Below are 15479 nucleotides of genomic sequence, written 5' to 3'. Positions count from 1 at the left end.
CTCTAGATGCTCATCTAGAAGGTCGTCCCTTTGTTTTCTTTTTTCGGCACGCGCTGCTCGTGCTTTTTCGGTAGTGCGCCGCTGAACAGAGCGTCTGGCTCTGTCGGACGTGCTCGTGTGAAACGCAACGAGAAAAATTCCTTCCAGCAGCGACCAAATTGCCTCAACAGCAGCTTCATCGAAGAATGTTGGATTGTTCTTGTTGATAAATTTTTCAAGCAATGAAAATAAATCAGCAGTATTGCCCCCCAATCGAGCGATGCCGTTTTCCACTCCATGCAGGTCGACCTGTCATAATTCGCCGGACGCTATAGCCTCGGCAGCAATTTTCATAACAAATTCGATGGATCCGTTGGTATACACTTTATAAACTTCATAAAAAATTGCCAGTGGCGGGCTCAACGGTTGAATTACTATGGGCATTATCTTCGTGCTGATCACTCATGACAGAAAACCGCACAATAATTCGCCCACGCCTCCATGAGCTCGCGCCGCTTCGCGAACAGGTCGCTGCGCCGGTAGGCCCTCTCGACCTTCGACTCGATGGCGTGCGCGAGCGCGGCCTCGACGACCTCGCGCGGGAAGTCGGTGTGCTCCGCGGCCCAATCCCTGAACGAAGATCGGAAGCCGTGCACGGTGAGATCGCCGCGCTGCATGCGACGCAGCAGCACCAGCATGCTCATGTTGGAGAGCGGGCGTTCCCGCCGGCCGCCCGGGAACACGAAGTCACCTTCCCGGATCTCCGCCATGCGCCGCAGGACCATGAGAGCTGACTCGGTGAGCGGAATCCGGTGTTCGACGCCGGCCTTCATGCGGGAGGCGGGCACGTTCCAGATGCGCGCATCAAGGTCGAACTCCGACCACGTGGCGCCCAGCGTCTCGCCGGTGCGGGCCGCGGTGAGGATCGTGAACGCGAGCGCGTGCGAGGCGACGCCGGGCTGGAACTCCAGCGCCTTGAGGAAGGACGGCACCTCCGCGAAGGGGAGGGCGGCGTGGTGCTTCACCTTCTGCACCCGGGAGCGCTTCGGCAGCAGGTTCTCCAGGTGCCCTCGCCAGCGCGCGGGGTTCTCGCTGCGCCGGAACCCGCGGGTCGTGCCCCAGTCGAGGATCGACTCGATGCGGCCGCGCACCCGGCTCGCCGTTTCGGGCTTCCTGGCCCATATCGGTCCGATCGCGCGCACCACGAGGTCGGTATCGACGGCCGCCACGGGCCGGTCGCCGAAGTGAGGGTAGGCGTAGGTCTCCAGCGTCGTGGTCCACTGCGCGGCGTGCTTCGCGTTGCGCCACCCGGCGCGGTGCGCGTCGATGTAGGCCACCGCGCACTCGCGGAAGGTCATCGCCTGGGCGGCCTCCAGTGCAGCGTCCTGGCGCTGCGTCTTGCGGGCCTCGATCGGGTCGATGCCCTCAGCGCAGAGCTTGCGGCAGGCGAGCGCCTTCTCGCGGGCCTCAGCGAGCGAGAACGTGTTGGCCGAGCCGAGCCCCATCGCGCGTGACTTGCCGCGGAGCGTGAAGCGGAAGATCCAGCTTTTGGCTCCCTTGTCGCCGACCTGCAGCCACAAGCCACCGCCATCCCCATAGTGGCCGGGCGACTTCAGCTTGGCGACGGTCATCGCCGTGAGCTTTCGAGTCTCCGCCGAACTCGCGCTACTCCCGTGGCTACCCACATCGTAAGCGTGAATTGGGGCGAATGCCAGCGGTTCGGGGCGAACGCCGCTAAGCTGAAAACCACCGAAATCTGAAGGGTTAACGGTCGGCTGCGAACGCCTATGAACACTGTCCTGGCGGAGGCGGATGGGAATCGAACCCACCGCACGCTGTTCGCGTGCCGCTGGTTTTGAAGACCAGGAGGGCCACCAGACCCCGATCGCCTCCGAGGGGGGTTATGGGGAGGAGGAGGGGCGAGGTCCAGCCTCGGCCTGAAGGAGCACGCGCCGGTCGCCCAGGCGGCGGGTGAACCGCACGGCGTCGAGGTGCTCCAGCAGCGGGATCGAGAACTTGCGCGAGATCCCCAGCAGCGCTCCGGCCTCGCGCGCCAGGAAGCCGTCCTGACCGGCGAAGGCCCGGGCGAGGGCCTGCTTGGCCGCCTCGACCGCCTCCCGGTGGAACAGGATCGTGCGGCGCTGGACCCGGTCGGCGGCGCGGATCAGCGTGCCGGAGCGGACGAGGTGGTTCAGTGCCTCCCGGCGGCGGGGATCGCGCCCGGCGGCCTCGGCCTCGTCGGGCGGCGTCAGGCCGGCCCGCCGGAAGCTCTCGGCGAGACCGCGCACCAGCGCCGGCTCCTGGCGCTGCGGGTCGAACGCGGCCGCGCGGACGAGGTCGCGGTCGCGCACCGCCCGCCCCGCCGCCACGAGGTCGCGCAGGATCGCCGCCGCCACCGCCTCGCCGGTGCGCAGCGCGGTCGCGAGGCGCGCGTGGCTGATCCCGTGCTCCAGCGGATGGGCGCGGTGATGGGCGTCCAGCGCCGCCAGCGCCTCGCTCCGCAGGGCGTCCCGGACCTCCGCGCCGAGGACGCGCTCGCCGATCGCCTCGGCGCCGAGGCCGACGAGGTGGCGGCGGACGCGCTCGGGCGCGATGCCGACGAGGCGCGACAGGTCGGCGAGCGTCGCGCCCGCCCGGCCCGCCGCGGCGAGGCGGGCGCGCAGGATCTCGGCCGGCCGCCCCTCCGCGAGCCTGCGCAGCTCCGCGAGGCCGGCCGCGTCGCGCCGCCGGCGCCGGCGCGAGGCCGGGTCGAGCACCACGCCGCCGCCGAGGGTGAGGGGAGGGGCGTCCGAGCGCAGCAGGAACGGCTCGCGCGCCGGCAGGGCGACCGCTTCCTCGGCGTGGAGCTGCGCCGGCGCCGTCTCCCCGGGATCGAGCGCGTCGCGGTCGAGGAGGCGCAGGCGCACCGGGACGTCGGCCGTGCCGGCGAGGAGCCGCAGCCGCGCCCCGCCCGCCAGGGGCACCGGGGCCTCCCGCAGCAAGGTGAGCGACACGTCGAGCCAGCGGCTCGGGACGAGGTAGCCGGGGGGGGCGAGGACCTGCCCGCGGCGCAGCTGCGCGAGGTCGATGCCGCGCAGGGCCACGGCGACCCGGCGCCCCGGCTCGGCCGCCTGGACCGGCCGCCCGTGGCTCTGGAGGGCGCGCACCGCGCCCTCGATGCCCTCCGGCGCGACCGCGACCGCGTCGCCGAGCGCGAGGCGCCCGCGCCGCAGCGTGCCGGTGACGACCGCGCCGAAGCCCGCACGGGGGAAGACGCGGTCGATCGGCAGGACGGGGCAGCCGTCATCCGGGCTCGGGGGCACCTCGCCCAGCAGGTCGGCGAGGTGCCCCGCGAGGTCGGCGAGGCCCTCCTCGCGCAGCACCGACGTCCGCACGATGCGCACCGCGAGGCCGGACGCGGCGGCGAGCGCGCCCACCTCCGCGGCCCGGGCCGCCGCCTCCGAGTCCGTGACGAGGTCGCACTTCGTCAACGCGACGACGCCCCGGCCCACGCCGATCAGGCGGGCGATGGCGAGGTGTTCGAGGGTCTGCGGCTTGATGCCCTCGCGGGCATCGACCGCGAGCAGGATCGCGCGCAGGCCGGTCGCCCCGGCGATCATCGCCCGCACGAACCGCTCGTGGCCGGGCAGGTCGACGAGGTCGATCTCGCCCCCCGGCACCCGCAGCAGGGCGAAGCCGGGGACGATCGAGACCCCGCGCTCGCGCTCCTCCTTGAGCCGGTCCGTGTCGGTGCCGGTGAGGGCGCGCACCAGCGCCGTCTTGCCGTGATCGACGTGGCCGATCACCCCGACGACCAGCGCCCGCCCGGCCGGCTCGGCCGCCGCGCGCTGCCCCCGCTCCCCGGGCCTGCCCATGCTCCACGCCCCCGCGTCCCCCGCGCCCCCATCCCGCAACCTCGCCACGGAACCTCGTCACGGAACCGTCATCCGACCGTGATGAACCCGTCCGGAACGCTCGCCGGAGGGATGGTCGTGACCGAGTCGTGCCGCTACGCGCTCTACTACACGGCCCCGCCCGGCTCCGGGCTGGCCCGGTTCGGCTGCGGCGTCCTCGGCTATGACACCGCGACCGGCGCGCCGGTTCCGCGGCACGACGGGTTCGCGGACGCGCAGGACGTGACCCGCGCGCCGAGCCGCTACGGCTTCCACGCGACCTTGAAGGCGCCGATGCGCCTCGCCCCGGGCGTCGCCGAGGCGGATCTGGTCGCGGCCGCGGCGGCGCTGGCGGCGTGGCACCCGCCGGTTCCCGTCGGGCGGCTCGTCGTCGCGACGCTCGGCGCCTTCACGGCCCTGGTGCCGGACGAGGCGCCGCCGGCGCTCGGCCTGTTCGCGGCCGAGTGCGTCGCCGCCCTCGACCCCCTGCGCGCGCCGCTCAGCGAGGCGGAGCGGGCGCGCCGCCGCCCGGAGCGCCTGGACGCGCGCGAGCGGGCGCTCCTCGACCGCTGGGGCTACCCCCACGTCTTCGAGCGCTTCCGCTTCCACATGACGCTGACGGACGCCCTGCCGGAGGAGGACCGCGCGCCCTGGCACGCGCGGCTCGCGGCGGCCTACGGGCCGGGCGAGCCGCTGACCCTCGACGCCGTCACGGTGCTGCGGCAGGACGGGGATGCCCCGTTCCGGGTGCTGCGGCGCATTCCCCTCGGAGACCCCGCATGACCAAGCGCCTCGGGCCGGAGCCCCTCGTCGATCCCACCGCCGCGATCGTGGCGAGCCGCCTCGGCCGCTACACCGAGGTCGGGGCCCGCACCCGCCTGACCGAGACCGAGATGGGGGACTATTCCTACATCGTGAACGACGGCGAGGTGATCGCGACGCGGATCGGCAAGTTCTGCTCGATCGCCGCGATGGTGCGGATCAACCCGGGCAATCACCCGATGGAGCGCGCCTCCCAGGCGCATTTCACCTATCGGGCGAGCCAGTACTGGCCGGAGGAGGCGGACGAGGCCGCCTTCTTCGACCGGCGCCGGGCGCTGCCGGTGGAGATCGGCCACGACGTCTGGATCGGCCACGGCGCCATCGTCCTGCCGGGCCGCCGGATCGGCACCGGGGCGGTGGTGGGGGCGGGCGCGGTCGTGACCCGCGACGTGCCCGCCTACGCGATCGCGGTCGGCAACCCGGCCCGCCTCCTGCGCCGGCGCTTCCCCGAGGCGGTCGCCGAGCGCCTGCGGGCCCTGGCGTGGTGGGACTGGGACCACGAGCGGCTGCGCGCCGCCCTGCCGGATTTCCGTGCCCTGCCGGTCGAGGACTTCCTGGCCCGCCACGGGGGCTGATCCGGGATCCGGCCGATCCAAGCGGATCCCGGATCACGCGCCCGCGCGGCGCGGGAGCGAGGCCGGCATCCGCGATCCCGAAGCGACCGATCGGATCGGGTATCAAACCGCCGCGGCGGGCCTCGCCGCCGGGACGCGGCCGCAAGAATCCGCGAGAGCCCCCCGGCGGCAGCGGCTGTCATTCAACTGTCGCCAAACCGGCGTTTACGTCCCGCGTACGGCAACAGCGGACGGATTGATGCTCGTCGTCGAGAACCTCACGCGCCAATACGGTGACCGCCGCGCGGTGGATGCGATCTCCCTGCGCATCGAGCGCGGCAGCTTCGTGGGCGTGATCGGTCGCTCCGGCGCGGGCAAGTCGACCCTGCTGCGGATGCTGAACCGCCTCGTCGATCCGAGCGAGGGCCGCATCCTGTTCGACGGGCGCGACGTGACGGCCCTGAAGGGGCGGGCCCTGCGCCAGTGGCGCGGGCGCTGCGCCATGATCTTCCAGCAGTTCAACCTCGTCGGCCGGCTCGACGTGCTGACGAACGTGCTGATGGGCCGGCTCAACCACGTGTCGTCCGCCCGCGCCCTCCTGCGGCTGTGGCCCGAGGAGGACAAGGCGCTCGCCCTCGCGGCGCTGGAGAATTTCGACATGGGCGCCTACGCGGCGAACCGCGCCGACGCCCTCTCGGGCGGGCAGCAGCAGCGCGTGGCGATCGCCCGCGCCCTGGTCCAGGAGCCCGAGATCATCCTGGCCGACGAGCCGGTCGCCTCCCTCGACCCGCGCAACACGCGCCTGGTCATGGACGCGCTGGCCGAGGCCAATACGCGGTACGGGATCACGGTCCTGTGCAACCTGCACTCCCTCGACCTGGCGCGCGCCTATTGCGACCGCCTGGTCGGCCTCTCGGCGGGGCGCCTCGTCTTCGACGGGCGCGCCTTGGACCTGACCGAGGCCGTGGCGCAGGACCTCTACGGCCTGGAGGCCGGCGAGGTGATGGACCGGCCGCCCGCGACACCCCTCCCGGAGCCGGGCCCCGCCCTGGCGCCGCCGGCACCGGTCGGCGCCTGACGCGACCCGATGCGGGCCGCCGGCCCGTGGAGAATGATGGAAGGACGGACACGATGCTGACCCGACGCACCCTCGTCGGCGCCCTGACGGCGCTTGCCTGCTTCACCCTCCCGGCCGCCGCGCAGGACTGGAAGGCCAAGTATCCGGAACTGACGCTCGGCGTGATTCCGATCGAGAACGCGTCGGGCACCGCCGACCGCTACACGCCGCTCGCCGATTACCTCTCGAAGGAACTCGGCGTGCCGGTGAAGCTGCGCGTCGCCAACGACTACGCGGCGGTGATCGAGGGCCAGCGCGCCGGCAACATCCAGATCGGCTTCTACGGCCCGGCCGCCTTCGCCCGCGCGGTCATCACCGGCGTGAAGGTCGAGCCGATCGTCAACCAGAAGCACGATAGCGGCGCCTCCGGCTACTACTCGGTCATCTACGTCAAGGCGGACAGCCCCTACAAGACGCTCGCCGACCTGAAGGGCAAGAACCTCGCGCTGGTCGACCCCAACTCGACCTCGGGCAACCAGGCGCCGCGCTTCTTCATGCAGAAGGCGGGCTACGACGTCGACAAGTTCTTCGGCAAGACGTTCTTCGCCGGCAGCCACGAGAACTCGGTGCTGGCCCTGATCCAGGGCACCTCGGACGCCTCCGCCACGCTGTGGAACTCGGAGACGGACGGCACGCTGACCCGCATGCAGACCAAGCACATGCTCAAGAGCGCGGACGGCAAGCCGCTGACGCCGGCCGATTTCCGCATCGTCTTCAAATCCGACTTCCTGCCCGAGGGCCCCTTCGCGGTGCTGGCGAGCCTGCCGGACGACCTGAAGACGCGCATCCGCGCCGCCTTCGTGGCGATGCCGAAGAAGGACAAGGTCGCCTTCGACAAGCTGTCGGACGGCAAGGACCTCGACTTCACGGCGGTGACGCTGAAGGACTTCGAGCCGATCATCGAGATGCTCCGCTACAACGACGAGCAGCGGAAGCGCTCGTAGTCATTCCGAGGACGCATCGGGCGAGGCGGCCGCGTTGACCCAACGGATCGCAAACCTGCCGCCGGAGAGGGCCCGCACCCTCGCGGCGGCCTACGCGGCCGCGATCGCCGGTGCGCGGCGGCGCAACCTCGCCGTGCTCGCCGTCCTCCTCGTCCTGATCGTCCTGGCGGGCGCGATGGCGGAGGTGCGGCCGCTCACCTTCCTCGAGAACATCCGGAACTTCACGGCCTATCTCGGCCGGATCATGCCGCCCCTGTCGCCCGGCACCCTGCCGGGCGACCTCGCCGCCTGGTACTGGGGGCTGCCGAAATGGACCATGCTCCTCGGCGAGACGCTGCTGATGGCGTATCTCGGCACGCTGTTCGGCGGGATCGCGGCCTTCGGCCTGTGCTTTCTCGCCACCGCGAACCTCGTGCGCTCGCGCCTCCTCTGCTTCGCGACGCGGCGCTTCCTGGAACTGTGCCGCACGGTGCCGGAGGTGGTGTTCGCGCTGCTCTTCGTGATCGCCTTCGGGCTCGGGCCGATGGTCGGCGTGATGGCCCTCGCCATCCACACGGCCGGGGCGCTCGGCAAGCTCTTCTCCGAGGTGGTCGAGAACATCGACATGAAGCCCGTCGAGGGGCTGACCGCGAGCGGGGCGAGCTGGGTCGAGACCGCGCGCTTCGCCGTCGTGCCGCAGGTGCTGTCGAACTTCGCCTCCTACGGGCTCCTGCGTTTCGAGATGAACGTGCGCGGCGCGGGCGTGATGGGCTTCGTCGGCGCGGGCGGCATCGGCCAGGAGTTCCTGGTGGCGATCCGCAACTTCTACTACAGTGACGTGAGCGCGATCCTGCTGATGATCATCGTCACCGTGATCGGCATCGATCTCGGAACCGAGCGCCTGCGCCACGCCCTGCTCGGACGGGAGAGCGCCCGATGAGCGGTGCCGCGTTCCGCAGGGCGATGCTCGCCGATATCGGCGGCCTCAGGGCGCGCCACCCGCAGGCCTTCGCGGTGCCGCTCCGGCAGCGCTTGGCGGTGATCGGCGCGGCCGCGGCCGCGGCCGGCCTCGCGATCGTCGCGATGCTGTACCTCGACTTCTCGCTCCTGCGCATCCTGCGCGGCCTCGGCCGGCTCGGGGAATTCGCCGCGCTGATGCTGCCGCCCTCGCCGGACGGGCGCTTCCTCGCCTTCCTCCAGGCGCTCGGCGAGACGCTCGCCATCGCCTTCCTGGGCACGCTCACGGCGGCGCTCTTCGCCTTCCCGTTCGCCTTCCTGGCGGCGCGCAACGCCAACCCGAACCCCTTCCTGCGCTTCGCCACCAAGCGCGGCTTCGACGTGCTCCGCTCGGTCGACGTGCTGATCTGGGCGCTGATCTGGATCAACGTGGTCGGGCTCGGCCCCTTCGCGGGCGCCCTCGCCATCGCCTGCTCGGATTTCGGGGCGCTGGGCAAGCTCTTCGCCGAGGCGATCGAGACCGCCGACCGCAAGCCGCAGGAGGGCGTCACCGCCTCGGGCGGGAGCACCCTCGACCGCCTGCGCTTCGGCCTGCTGCCCGGCATGCTGCCGGTGCTGGCGAGCCAGGTGCTCTACTTCTTCGAATCGAACACCCGCTCGGCCACCATCATCGGCATCGTCGGGGCGGGCGGGATCGGCACCTACCTCACCGAGCTGATCCGCGTGCTGGAACTGCAGCAGGTCGCCTTCCTGGTCACGATGATCCTGGTGACGGTGGCGGCGATCGACTTCGTCTCGGCGCGGCTGCGGCGGGCGATCATCGGGCCGGCCGCCCGGTGAGGGCGGCCGGACGCGGCGGGACCGGGTGGGCGGGGGCCATCCCCGGCGACGCCCGTCGCCGAGGACGGGGCCCGCCGATCAGCGGTCCAGGACGGCGCGATCGTTCTTGGCCACGAGGGCCTTGAAGTAGGGGGTCAGCTCGCTCTCGCCGAGGCCGAACGCCTGCGCGTACTGCATGATGAGCCGCTGCTCCTCCGGCTCCGCCTCGCCATCCGCCATCGCGCTGTCGATCATGTTGAGAAGGATGCAGAGCCGCTGGTCCGGCCGCAGCCTCGGCGCGGCCTCGGCCAGGAACTGGGCCGGCGGCGTCGCGCGCGCGTAGCGGATGGCCGCGTCGAGCTGCTGGCGGGTCGCTTGGCGGCCGAGCACCGACATCAGGTGCCCGACCTCCTCCGGGTCCACCTCCCCGTCGGCGGCCATGCAGTGGATCAGCGACACCGCCAGGCAGTTCCGCGGGCTCAGATCGAGGGACACTTGTGACTTGAACATATTGAACATCGTCAGGTCTCCCTGCACAGTTCGCGTCGCGTGCGGGCCGTTCATAGTTAAGATGTCGCGATTTGTCGACGGGGTCAGATCGCGAGACATCCGAGATTTTATTGCGCCTGAACTGGATTACGGAGGGGGCTAAGACGTGGGGATCGGATCGGATCGCTCCCGCGCGCGCCGTGCCCCTGCGTCCGGGGCGGAACGCCCCCCGGCGGGTCGTTCGGCGCAGCCGATCTCTCCTGCCGGCGATCTCTCCTGCCAGGTTGCGACGCCGGCCCGATTGCCGGGATGCGAGATGATACCACCGGTCATTTCTCATGACCGGTGGTGCGGCTCTCGAATTTTCGCCAAGCCTCTGGTTCGCCAAGCCTCTGGCTTGAAATCGAAAATTCGAGATGGAGCAACGGCTCGATGCGTCAGCATCCTGAGCCGTTGGTATGACACCGCCCACGGTCCCTCTGCCGAGGCGGCGCAGGGAATGATACGGGATCCGCTTCGACCAAGCGGATCCCGTATCGGGCCGATATCATCTCAGGCTTCCACGACCAGCTCGACCCGGTCGGCCACGAACAGGCCGCGGGTCGCCTGGATCCGCGCGCCGTCCGCGTCGGCATTCACGCTCGCGATGCTGATGAGCACGCGGCCCGGCGCGAGGTCGAGCCGCGCCGCCTCGTCGGCCGCGGCGAGCCGGGCCCCGATCCGCGTCGAGAGCCGCGTGTAATCCGCCACCCCGTAATCCGCGTAGGCGCGGGTGATCGAGCCGCGCCGCGCGTAGGCGCGGTCGAAGCCGGCGAAGCGCGGCAGGGGCAGGCAGGTCCGCGCCGTGGAGATCGGCGTGCCGTCGGCCCGGTGCACGGTCACGAGTTCGAGGATGGGCGTGCCCGGCGCGAGGCCGAGGTCGCGCGCGATCCCCTCCTCGGCCGCCACCTCGGCCGCCGCGATCAGGTCGCCCCAGGCCTCCCGGCCCGCCCGCGAGACGATCTCGGAGAAGCGGGTGCGCGTCCCGATCGGGTAGGTCAGGCGCGGCGCCTCCACGAAGGTGCCGCGCCCCTGGGTCGCCCGCACCAGCCCGCGCTCCGCCAGGGCCGCCAGGGCCCGGCGCACCGTGTGCCGGTTCACCCCGAACCGCGCCGCCAGCGCCGCCTCGGTCGGGAGTTGCGCGCCCGCCGCCAGCCGGCCCGCCTCGATCTCCGCCGAGAGCCCGTCCGCGATCTGCCGCCACGCCGCCAAGCCCTCGCCGCGGCTCAGGGCCGTCACCGGGGTGCCATCGCCGTCGCCCATACCGTCATCCAAACTTCATTTGCCCCGCGCCCCACTTGTCTATACGATTAGACAAATCAGGACACCCGGGACACCGATGCCGGATCGCACTTCACCACGCAACGGCGGCGAGGCGCCAGAGATCGCGGCGCGGCGGGCCGCCATGGCCCTCTGCGGCGAGGCCAGCGCGGACGAACTCTCCCGCGCCCTCGACGGGATCGGCCCGGTCGGCGAGGCGGAGGATCTCCGCCCCGTCGAGACCGGCCTCGTGATGGCGCGCGGTCGGATCGGGGGCGACGGGCGGCCCTTCAACCTCGGCGAGGTCACGGTGACCCGGGCGGCGGTCCGGCTGCCCGACGGCGCGACCGGCTTCGCCTACCATCTCGGCCGCGACCGCCGGAAGGCGCGCCTCGCGGCGATCCTGGACGCCCTCTGGCAGCAGCCCGGGCGGCGCCCCGCGGTCGAGCGGGCGCTCGCCCCGGTGGCCGCCCGCCGCGCCGCCGAGGCGGAGGCGGAGGCGCGCCGGGTCGCGGCGACGCGGGTCAACTTCTTCACCATGGCGCGGGGAGAGGATTGATGACGCTCGCTCCCGGGTTGCGCGACCCCGTCCACGACGCGCAGGCCGTCTTCCGGGCCGTGATGGACGCCCTCGCCCGGCCGGGCCGGATCCAGCGCCTCGCGCCCGACCTCGCCCCGCCGCGGCCGCTGACGCCCGAACTCGCCGCCGTGGCGCTCGCCCTGGCGGATGCCGAGGCGCCGCTCTGGCTGGATCCCGTCCTGGCGGCGAGCGGGGCGGTGGCGGATTTCCTGCGCTTCCACACCGGCGCGCCCCTGGTGGTCGAGCCCGCGGCGGCGCAGTTCGCGCTCGTCGCCGCGCCCGCCGCCTGCCCGGATTTCGCGGCTTTCGCGCAGGGCGAGCCCGCCTATCCGGACCGCTCCGCGACCCTCGTCCTCGCCTGCGCGGAGTTGGCGGAGACGCATCCGGCGGAGGAGGGCGGGCTCGTCCTCGAAGGGCCGGGGATCCGCGCGCGCGCGCGGCTGCGCGCGGCGCCGCTGCCGCCGGACTTCGCCGCCCGCATGCGGGCGAACCGGGCGGCCTTCCCGCTCGGGCTCGACCTGCTGCTCACGGCGCCCGGGCGCGTCGCCGGCCTGCCGCGCTCGACCCGCGTGACGGAGGGCTGACCCATGTACGTGGCCGTCAAGGGCGGCGAGGCCGCCATCGCCAACGCGCACCGGCTGCTGGCCGAGCGGCGCCGGGGCAACCCCGCGGTGCCGGAGCTCTCCGTGGCGCAGATCGCCGGGCAGCTCGGCCTCCTGGTCGACCGGGTGATGACCGAGGGCTCGCTCTACGACCGCGACCTCGCCGCCCTCGCCCTCAAGCAGGCCCGGGGCGACGTGATCGAGGCCGTCTTCCTGGTGCGGGCCTACCGCACCACGCTCACCCGCTTCGGCGCGAGCGAGCCGGTCGAGACCGGCGCCATGGCCCTGCACCGGCGGATCTCGGCGACCTTCAAGGACCTGCCGGGCGGGCAGGTGCTGGGGCCGACCTTCGACTACACGCACCGGTTGATCGACTTCGCGCTCGCCGCCGAGGGCGAGGTGCCGCGGGCCGCCGAGGCCGAGCCGGAGCCGGGGCCGGCGCCCCGCGTCACCGACCTCCTCGGCCGTGACGGGCTGATCGAACCCTCGCCCCCGGACGCGGGCGAGCCCGTGGGCGACCTCACCCGCGAGCCGATCGGCTTCCCGGCCGACCGGGCCGTGCGCCTCCAGGCCCTGGCCCGCGGGGACGAGGGCTTCGTGCTGGCCCTCGGCTACTCGACCCAGCGCGGCTACGGACGCACGCATCCCTTCGTCGGCGAGATCCGGGTCGGCGAGGTCGCGCTGGACTTCACGCCCGAGGAGCTGGGCTTCCCGGTGCCGCTCGGGCGGGTGACGCTGACTGAGTGCCAGATGGTCAACCAGTTCAAGGGCAGCGCGGAGGCTCCGCCGCAATTCACCCGCGGCTACGGGCTCGCCTTCGGCCAGTGCGAGCGCAAGGCCATGGCGATGGCCCTGGTCGACCGCTCCCTGCGGGCGGAGGAACTCGGCGAGCCGATCGCCTCGCCGGCGCAGGACCAGGAATTCGTGCTCGCCCATTGCGACGCGCTGCAGGCGACGGGCTTCGTCGAGCACCTGAAGCTGCCCCACTACGTCGATTTCCAGGCCGAGCTGGAGCTGGTGCGCCGGATGCGGGCCGAGCACGCGGCCGCGCGGACCGCCGCGCACGAGGACGCCGCCGAGGGGGAGGCCGCCGAATGAGCGGGATCGCCGCACGAGAGTCCGGCCCGGAAGAGGGGACCGGCTACAACTTCGCCTACCTGGACGAGGGCACCAAGCGCATGATCCGCCGCGCGATCCTCAAGGCGATCGCGGTGCCGGGCTACCAGGTGCCCTTCGCCTCGCGCGAGATGCCGATGCCCTACGGCTGGGGCACCGGCGGCGTGCAGGTGACGGCGGCGATCCTCGGGCGCGGCGACGTGCTCAAGGTCATCGACCAGGGCTCGGACGACACCACCAACGCGGTCTCGATCCGGGCCTTCTTCGCCCGCACGGCCGGGGTGGCGGTGACGACGCGGACCCGGGAGGCGAGCGTGATCCAGACCCGCCACCGCATTCCCGAGCATCCCCTGACCGAGGGCCAGGTCCTGGTCTACCAGGTGCCGATCCCCGAGCCCCTGCGCTTCCTCGAACCGCGCGAGACCGAGACGCGCCAGCTCCACGCGCTCGCCGAGTACGGGCTGATGCACGTGAAGCTCTACGAGGACATCGCCCGCCACGGCCACATCGCCACCACCTACGCCTACCCGGTCGAGGTGGCGGGCCGCTACGTCATGGACCCGTCGCCGACCCCGAAATTCGACAACCCGAAGATGGACGATTGCCCGGCCCTGCAGCTCTTCGGCGCGGGGCGCGAGAAGCGCATCTACGCGGTGCCGCCCCACACCCGGGTGCGCAGCCTCGACTTCGAGGACCATCCGTTCCGGGTGCAGCGCTTCGAGCGGCCCTGCGCCCTGTGCGGGGCGGAGGGCGTCTACCTCGACGAGGTGCTGCTCGACGATCGCGGCCGGCGGATGTTCGTCTGCTCGGACACCGATTTCTGCGAGGAGCGCCGGGATGCCGGCCACCGGGGAGCCGGGGAATGACCAGCGCACTCCTGAGCGTCAGCGGCCTCACCAAGCATTACGGCGCCCGGCTCGGCTGCGCCGACGTCGCCTTCGACCTCGATCCGGGCGAGGTGCTCGCCATCGTGGGCGAATCCGGCTCGGGCAAGTCGACCCTGCTGTCGCTGATCGCGAGCGAACTCGCGCCCGACGCGGGCACGGTCCGCTACCGCCTGCGCGACGGGCGGCTCGCCGACCTCGCCGGCCTCTCGGAGGCGGAGCGGCGCCACCTGATGCGCACGGATTGGGGCTTCATCCGGCAGGACGCGGCCCAGGGCCTGCGCATGGCGGTCTCGGCCGGCGGCAATGTCGGCGAGCGCCTGATGGGGGTGGGCGCGCGCCATTACGGCCGGATCCGCGCCACCGCCCTCGACTGGCTCGGCAAGGTCGAGATCGCCGCCGACCGCGTCGACGACCCGCCCACCAGCTTCTCGGGCGGCATGCGCCAGCGCCTGCAGATCGCCCGCAACCTCGTCACCGGCCCGCGCCTCGTGCTGATGGACGAGCCGACCTCGGGCCTCGACGTCTCGGTCCAGGCGCGGCTCCTCGACCTGATCCGCCGCCTCGTCGCGGAGCTCGGCCTCGCGGTGGTGATCGTCACCCACGACCTCGCGGTGGCGCGGCTCCTGTCCCACCGGATGATCGTGATGCGGGCCGGCCGCATCGTCGAGACCGGCCTCACCGACCAGGTGCTCGACGACCCGGCCGAGCCCTACACGCAGCTCCTCGTCTCCTCGGTGCTCGCCGCATGATCCCGCTCATTGCCTTCGAGGACGTCGCCAAGACCTTCACGTTGCACCTGCGCGGCGGCCTCGCCCTTCCGGTCGTCGCCGCCGTGAGCCTCGCCGTGCATCCGGGCGAGTGCGTGGTGCTCGGCGGGCCCTCGGGCGCCGGCAAGTCCTCGCTGCTCAAGATGGCCTTCGGCAATTACCGGGTCGATCGCGGCGCGATCCGCATCCGCGACGGGGCGCGCGTGGTCGACGTGGCGAGCGCCGCCCCGCGCGAGGTGCTGGCCCTGCGCCGCCGCGTGGTCGCCTACGTGTCGCAATTCCTGCGGGTGATCCCCCGCGTGGGCGCCCGCGAGGTAGTGGAGGCGGCCGGCCGCGAGGGCGGCCTCGCCCCGGAGGCGGCCGCCCGCCGGGCCGCCGAGCTGCTCGCCCGCCTCAACCTGCCGGGGCGGCTCTGGGACCTGCCGCCCGCGACCTTCTCGGGCGGCGAGCAGCAGCGGGTGAACATCGCGCGGGGCTTCATCGCCGACAAGCCGCTCCTGCTCCTCGATGAGCCGACCGCCTCCCTCGACGCGGTCAACCGCGCCGTGGTGATCGACCTCATCCGCGAGAAGCAGGCGGCCGGCGCCGGCCTGATCGGCATCTTCCACGACGCGGACGTGCGCGAGGCGGTGGCGACCCGCACCATCGACGTCACCCGGTTCCGCGAGCGCGCGGCGGCCTGAAGGGCGAGACTGC

17 protein-coding genes and 1 tRNA gene are annotated in these 15479 nt (G+C 72.3%); 12 read left to right on the top strand and 6 right to left on the bottom strand.

The features are described 5' to 3' along the window. Positions 1-14: 14 nt before the first annotated feature. The 4 genes from M446_RS37190 to M446_RS13985 form a co-directional block, all read right to left on the bottom strand. Positions 15-278 (bottom strand): hypothetical protein, encoded by a 264-nt coding sequence (locus M446_RS37190; protein ID WP_150108658.1) that lies wholly within the window; start codon positions 276-278, stop codon positions 15-17. Between the two features lie 159 nt (positions 279-437). Then, positions 438-1610 (bottom strand): tyrosine-type recombinase/integrase, encoded by a 1173-nt coding sequence (locus M446_RS13995; RefSeq protein ID WP_012332740.1) that lies wholly within the window; start codon positions 1608-1610, stop codon positions 438-440. 169 nt (positions 1611-1779) lie between these two features. Next, a tRNA-Sec gene (locus M446_RS13990) sits at positions 1780-1872 on the bottom strand. An 8-nt stretch (positions 1873-1880) separates the two neighbouring features. Beyond that, positions 1881-3833: a SelB C-terminal domain-containing protein gene (locus M446_RS13985; RefSeq protein WP_012332739.1), complete on the bottom strand. Its 1953-nt coding sequence runs from the start codon at positions 3831-3833 to the stop codon at positions 1881-1883. 111 nt (positions 3834-3944) lie between these two features. Between M446_RS13985 and M446_RS13980 the strand changes: the two genes are divergently transcribed. The 6 genes from M446_RS13980 to phnE (M446_RS13955) all read left to right on the top strand — a co-directional run bounded on the left by M446_RS13980 (position 3945) and on the right by phnE (M446_RS13955) (position 9064). Further along, the gene (locus M446_RS13980; protein WP_012332738.1) at positions 3945-4634 is read left to right on the top strand and encodes a DUF1045 domain-containing protein; all 690 of its coding nucleotides are present in this window, start codon (positions 3945-3947) and stop codon (positions 4632-4634) included. Then, positions 4631-5248: an acetyltransferase gene (locus M446_RS13975; RefSeq protein ID WP_012332737.1), complete on the top strand. Its 618-nt coding sequence runs from the start codon at positions 4631-4633 to the stop codon at positions 5246-5248. The genes M446_RS13980 and M446_RS13975 overlap by 4 nt, the downstream gene beginning before the upstream one ends. A gap of 238 nt (positions 5249-5486) precedes the next feature. Continuing rightward, positions 5487-6305 (top strand): phosphonate ABC transporter ATP-binding protein, encoded by an 819-nt coding sequence (gene phnC / locus M446_RS13970; RefSeq protein ID WP_012332736.1) that lies wholly within the window; start codon positions 5487-5489, stop codon positions 6303-6305. 53 nt (positions 6306-6358) lie between these two features. After that, positions 6359-7288, top strand: a complete 930-nt coding sequence (phnD, locus tag M446_RS13965; RefSeq protein WP_012332735.1) for a phosphonate ABC transporter substrate-binding protein — start codon at positions 6359-6361, stop codon at positions 7286-7288. Positions 7289-7322: 34 nt separating this feature from the next. After that, complete coding sequence (phnE, locus tag M446_RS13960; protein WP_012332734.1) at positions 7323-8207, top strand: phosphonate ABC transporter, permease protein PhnE; 885 nt, start codon at positions 7323-7325, stop codon at positions 8205-8207. Next, positions 8204-9064, top strand: a complete 861-nt coding sequence (gene phnE / locus M446_RS13955; RefSeq protein ID WP_012332733.1) for a phosphonate ABC transporter, permease protein PhnE — start codon at positions 8204-8206, stop codon at positions 9062-9064. Before phnE (M446_RS13960) ends, phnE (M446_RS13955) begins: the two co-directional genes overlap by 4 nt. 78 nt (positions 9065-9142) lie before the next feature. Here phnE (M446_RS13955) and M446_RS13950 read toward each other — a convergent pair whose 3' ends face one another. After that, the gene (locus tag M446_RS13950) at positions 9143-9562 is read right to left on the bottom strand and encodes a TerB family tellurite resistance protein (protein ID WP_012332732.1); all 420 of its coding nucleotides are present in this window, start codon (positions 9560-9562) and stop codon (positions 9143-9145) included. A 522-nt stretch (positions 9563-10084) separates the two neighbouring features. Beyond that, complete coding sequence (gene phnF / locus M446_RS13945) at positions 10085-10834, bottom strand: phosphonate metabolism transcriptional regulator PhnF (protein WP_012332731.1); 750 nt, start codon at positions 10832-10834, stop codon at positions 10085-10087. A 76-nt stretch (positions 10835-10910) separates the two neighbouring features. On the opposite strand from phnF, the gene phnG reads away from it, so the two are divergent. The 6 genes from phnG to phnL are packed head-to-tail and all read left to right on the top strand — an operon-like array spanning position 10911 to position 15466. Continuing rightward, positions 10911-11390, top strand: a complete 480-nt coding sequence (gene phnG / locus M446_RS13940) for a phosphonate C-P lyase system protein PhnG (RefSeq protein ID WP_083784678.1) — start codon at positions 10911-10913, stop codon at positions 11388-11390. Then, on the top strand, positions 11390-11995 hold the full coding sequence (phnH, locus tag M446_RS13935; RefSeq protein ID WP_012332729.1) for a phosphonate C-P lyase system protein PhnH: 606 nt from the start codon (positions 11390-11392) through the stop codon (positions 11993-11995). Before phnG ends, phnH begins: the two co-directional genes overlap by 1 nt. 3 nt (positions 11996-11998) lie before the next feature. After that, a complete protein-coding gene (locus tag M446_RS13930) occupies positions 11999-13111 on the top strand; it encodes a carbon-phosphorus lyase complex subunit PhnI (RefSeq protein WP_012332728.1) in 1113 nt (370 codons plus the stop codon). Beyond that, positions 13108-13995, top strand: coding sequence for an alpha-D-ribose 1-methylphosphonate 5-phosphate C-P-lyase PhnJ (locus tag M446_RS13925; RefSeq protein ID WP_012332727.1), 888 nt, complete (start codon positions 13108-13110; stop codon positions 13993-13995). The genes M446_RS13930 and M446_RS13925 overlap by 4 nt, the downstream gene beginning before the upstream one ends. After that, positions 13992-14765, top strand: coding sequence for a phosphonate C-P lyase system protein PhnK (gene phnK, locus M446_RS13920; RefSeq protein ID WP_012332726.1), 774 nt, complete (start codon positions 13992-13994; stop codon positions 14763-14765). The genes M446_RS13925 and phnK overlap by 4 nt, the downstream gene beginning before the upstream one ends. Next, positions 14762-15466, top strand: a complete 705-nt coding sequence (phnL, locus tag M446_RS13915) for a phosphonate C-P lyase system protein PhnL (RefSeq protein ID WP_012332725.1) — start codon at positions 14762-14764, stop codon at positions 15464-15466. The genes phnK and phnL overlap by 4 nt, the downstream gene beginning before the upstream one ends. The last annotated feature ends 13 nt before the right edge of the window (positions 15467-15479 follow it).

This window comes from Methylobacterium sp. 4-46 (assembly GCF_000019365.1).
GTDB lineage: Bacteria > Pseudomonadota > Alphaproteobacteria > Rhizobiales > Beijerinckiaceae > Methylobacterium.
Note: the sequence above shows the minus strand (reverse complement) of the source record. Positions and strands in the feature narration are given on the sequence as shown.

What these genes read in the sequence shown, in the direction of transcription:
- M446_RS37190 (WP_150108658.1), bottom strand. Translation starts at nt 278, where the DNA reads ATGGAGTGGAAAACGGCATCGCTCGATTGGGGGGCAATACTGCTGATT.
- M446_RS13995 (WP_012332740.1), bottom strand. Translation starts at nt 1,610, where the DNA reads ATGACCGTCGCCAAGCTGAAGTCGCCCGGCCACTATGGGGATGGCGGT.
- M446_RS13985 (WP_012332739.1), bottom strand. Translation starts at nt 3,833, where the DNA reads ATGGGCAGGCCCGGGGAGCGGGGGCAGCGCGCGGCGGCCGAGCCGGCC.
- M446_RS13980 (WP_012332738.1), top strand. Translation starts at nt 3,945, where the DNA reads ATGGTCGTGACCGAGTCGTGCCGCTACGCGCTCTACTACACGGCCCCG.
- M446_RS13975 (WP_012332737.1), top strand. Translation starts at nt 4,631, where the DNA reads ATGACCAAGCGCCTCGGGCCGGAGCCCCTCGTCGATCCCACCGCCGCG.
- phnC (WP_012332736.1), top strand. Translation starts at nt 5,487, where the DNA reads ATGCTCGTCGTCGAGAACCTCACGCGCCAATACGGTGACCGCCGCGCG.
- phnD (WP_012332735.1), top strand. Translation starts at nt 6,359, where the DNA reads ATGCTGACCCGACGCACCCTCGTCGGCGCCCTGACGGCGCTTGCCTGC.
- phnE (WP_012332733.1), top strand. Translation starts at nt 8,204, where the DNA reads ATGAGCGGTGCCGCGTTCCGCAGGGCGATGCTCGCCGATATCGGCGGC.
- M446_RS13950 (WP_012332732.1), bottom strand. Translation starts at nt 9,562, where the DNA reads ATGTTCAATATGTTCAAGTCACAAGTGTCCCTCGATCTGAGCCCGCGG.
- phnF (WP_012332731.1), bottom strand. Translation starts at nt 10,834, where the DNA reads ATGGGCGACGGCGATGGCACCCCGGTGACGGCCCTGAGCCGCGGCGAG.
- phnG (WP_083784678.1), top strand. Translation starts at nt 10,911, where the DNA reads ATGCCGGATCGCACTTCACCACGCAACGGCGGCGAGGCGCCAGAGATC.
- phnH (WP_012332729.1), top strand. Translation starts at nt 11,390, where the DNA reads ATGACGCTCGCTCCCGGGTTGCGCGACCCCGTCCACGACGCGCAGGCC.
- M446_RS13930 (WP_012332728.1), top strand. Translation starts at nt 11,999, where the DNA reads ATGTACGTGGCCGTCAAGGGCGGCGAGGCCGCCATCGCCAACGCGCAC.
- M446_RS13925 (WP_012332727.1), top strand. Translation starts at nt 13,108, where the DNA reads ATGAGCGGGATCGCCGCACGAGAGTCCGGCCCGGAAGAGGGGACCGGC.
- phnK (WP_012332726.1), top strand. Translation starts at nt 13,992, where the DNA reads ATGACCAGCGCACTCCTGAGCGTCAGCGGCCTCACCAAGCATTACGGC.
- phnL (WP_012332725.1), top strand. Translation starts at nt 14,762, where the DNA reads ATGATCCCGCTCATTGCCTTCGAGGACGTCGCCAAGACCTTCACGTTG.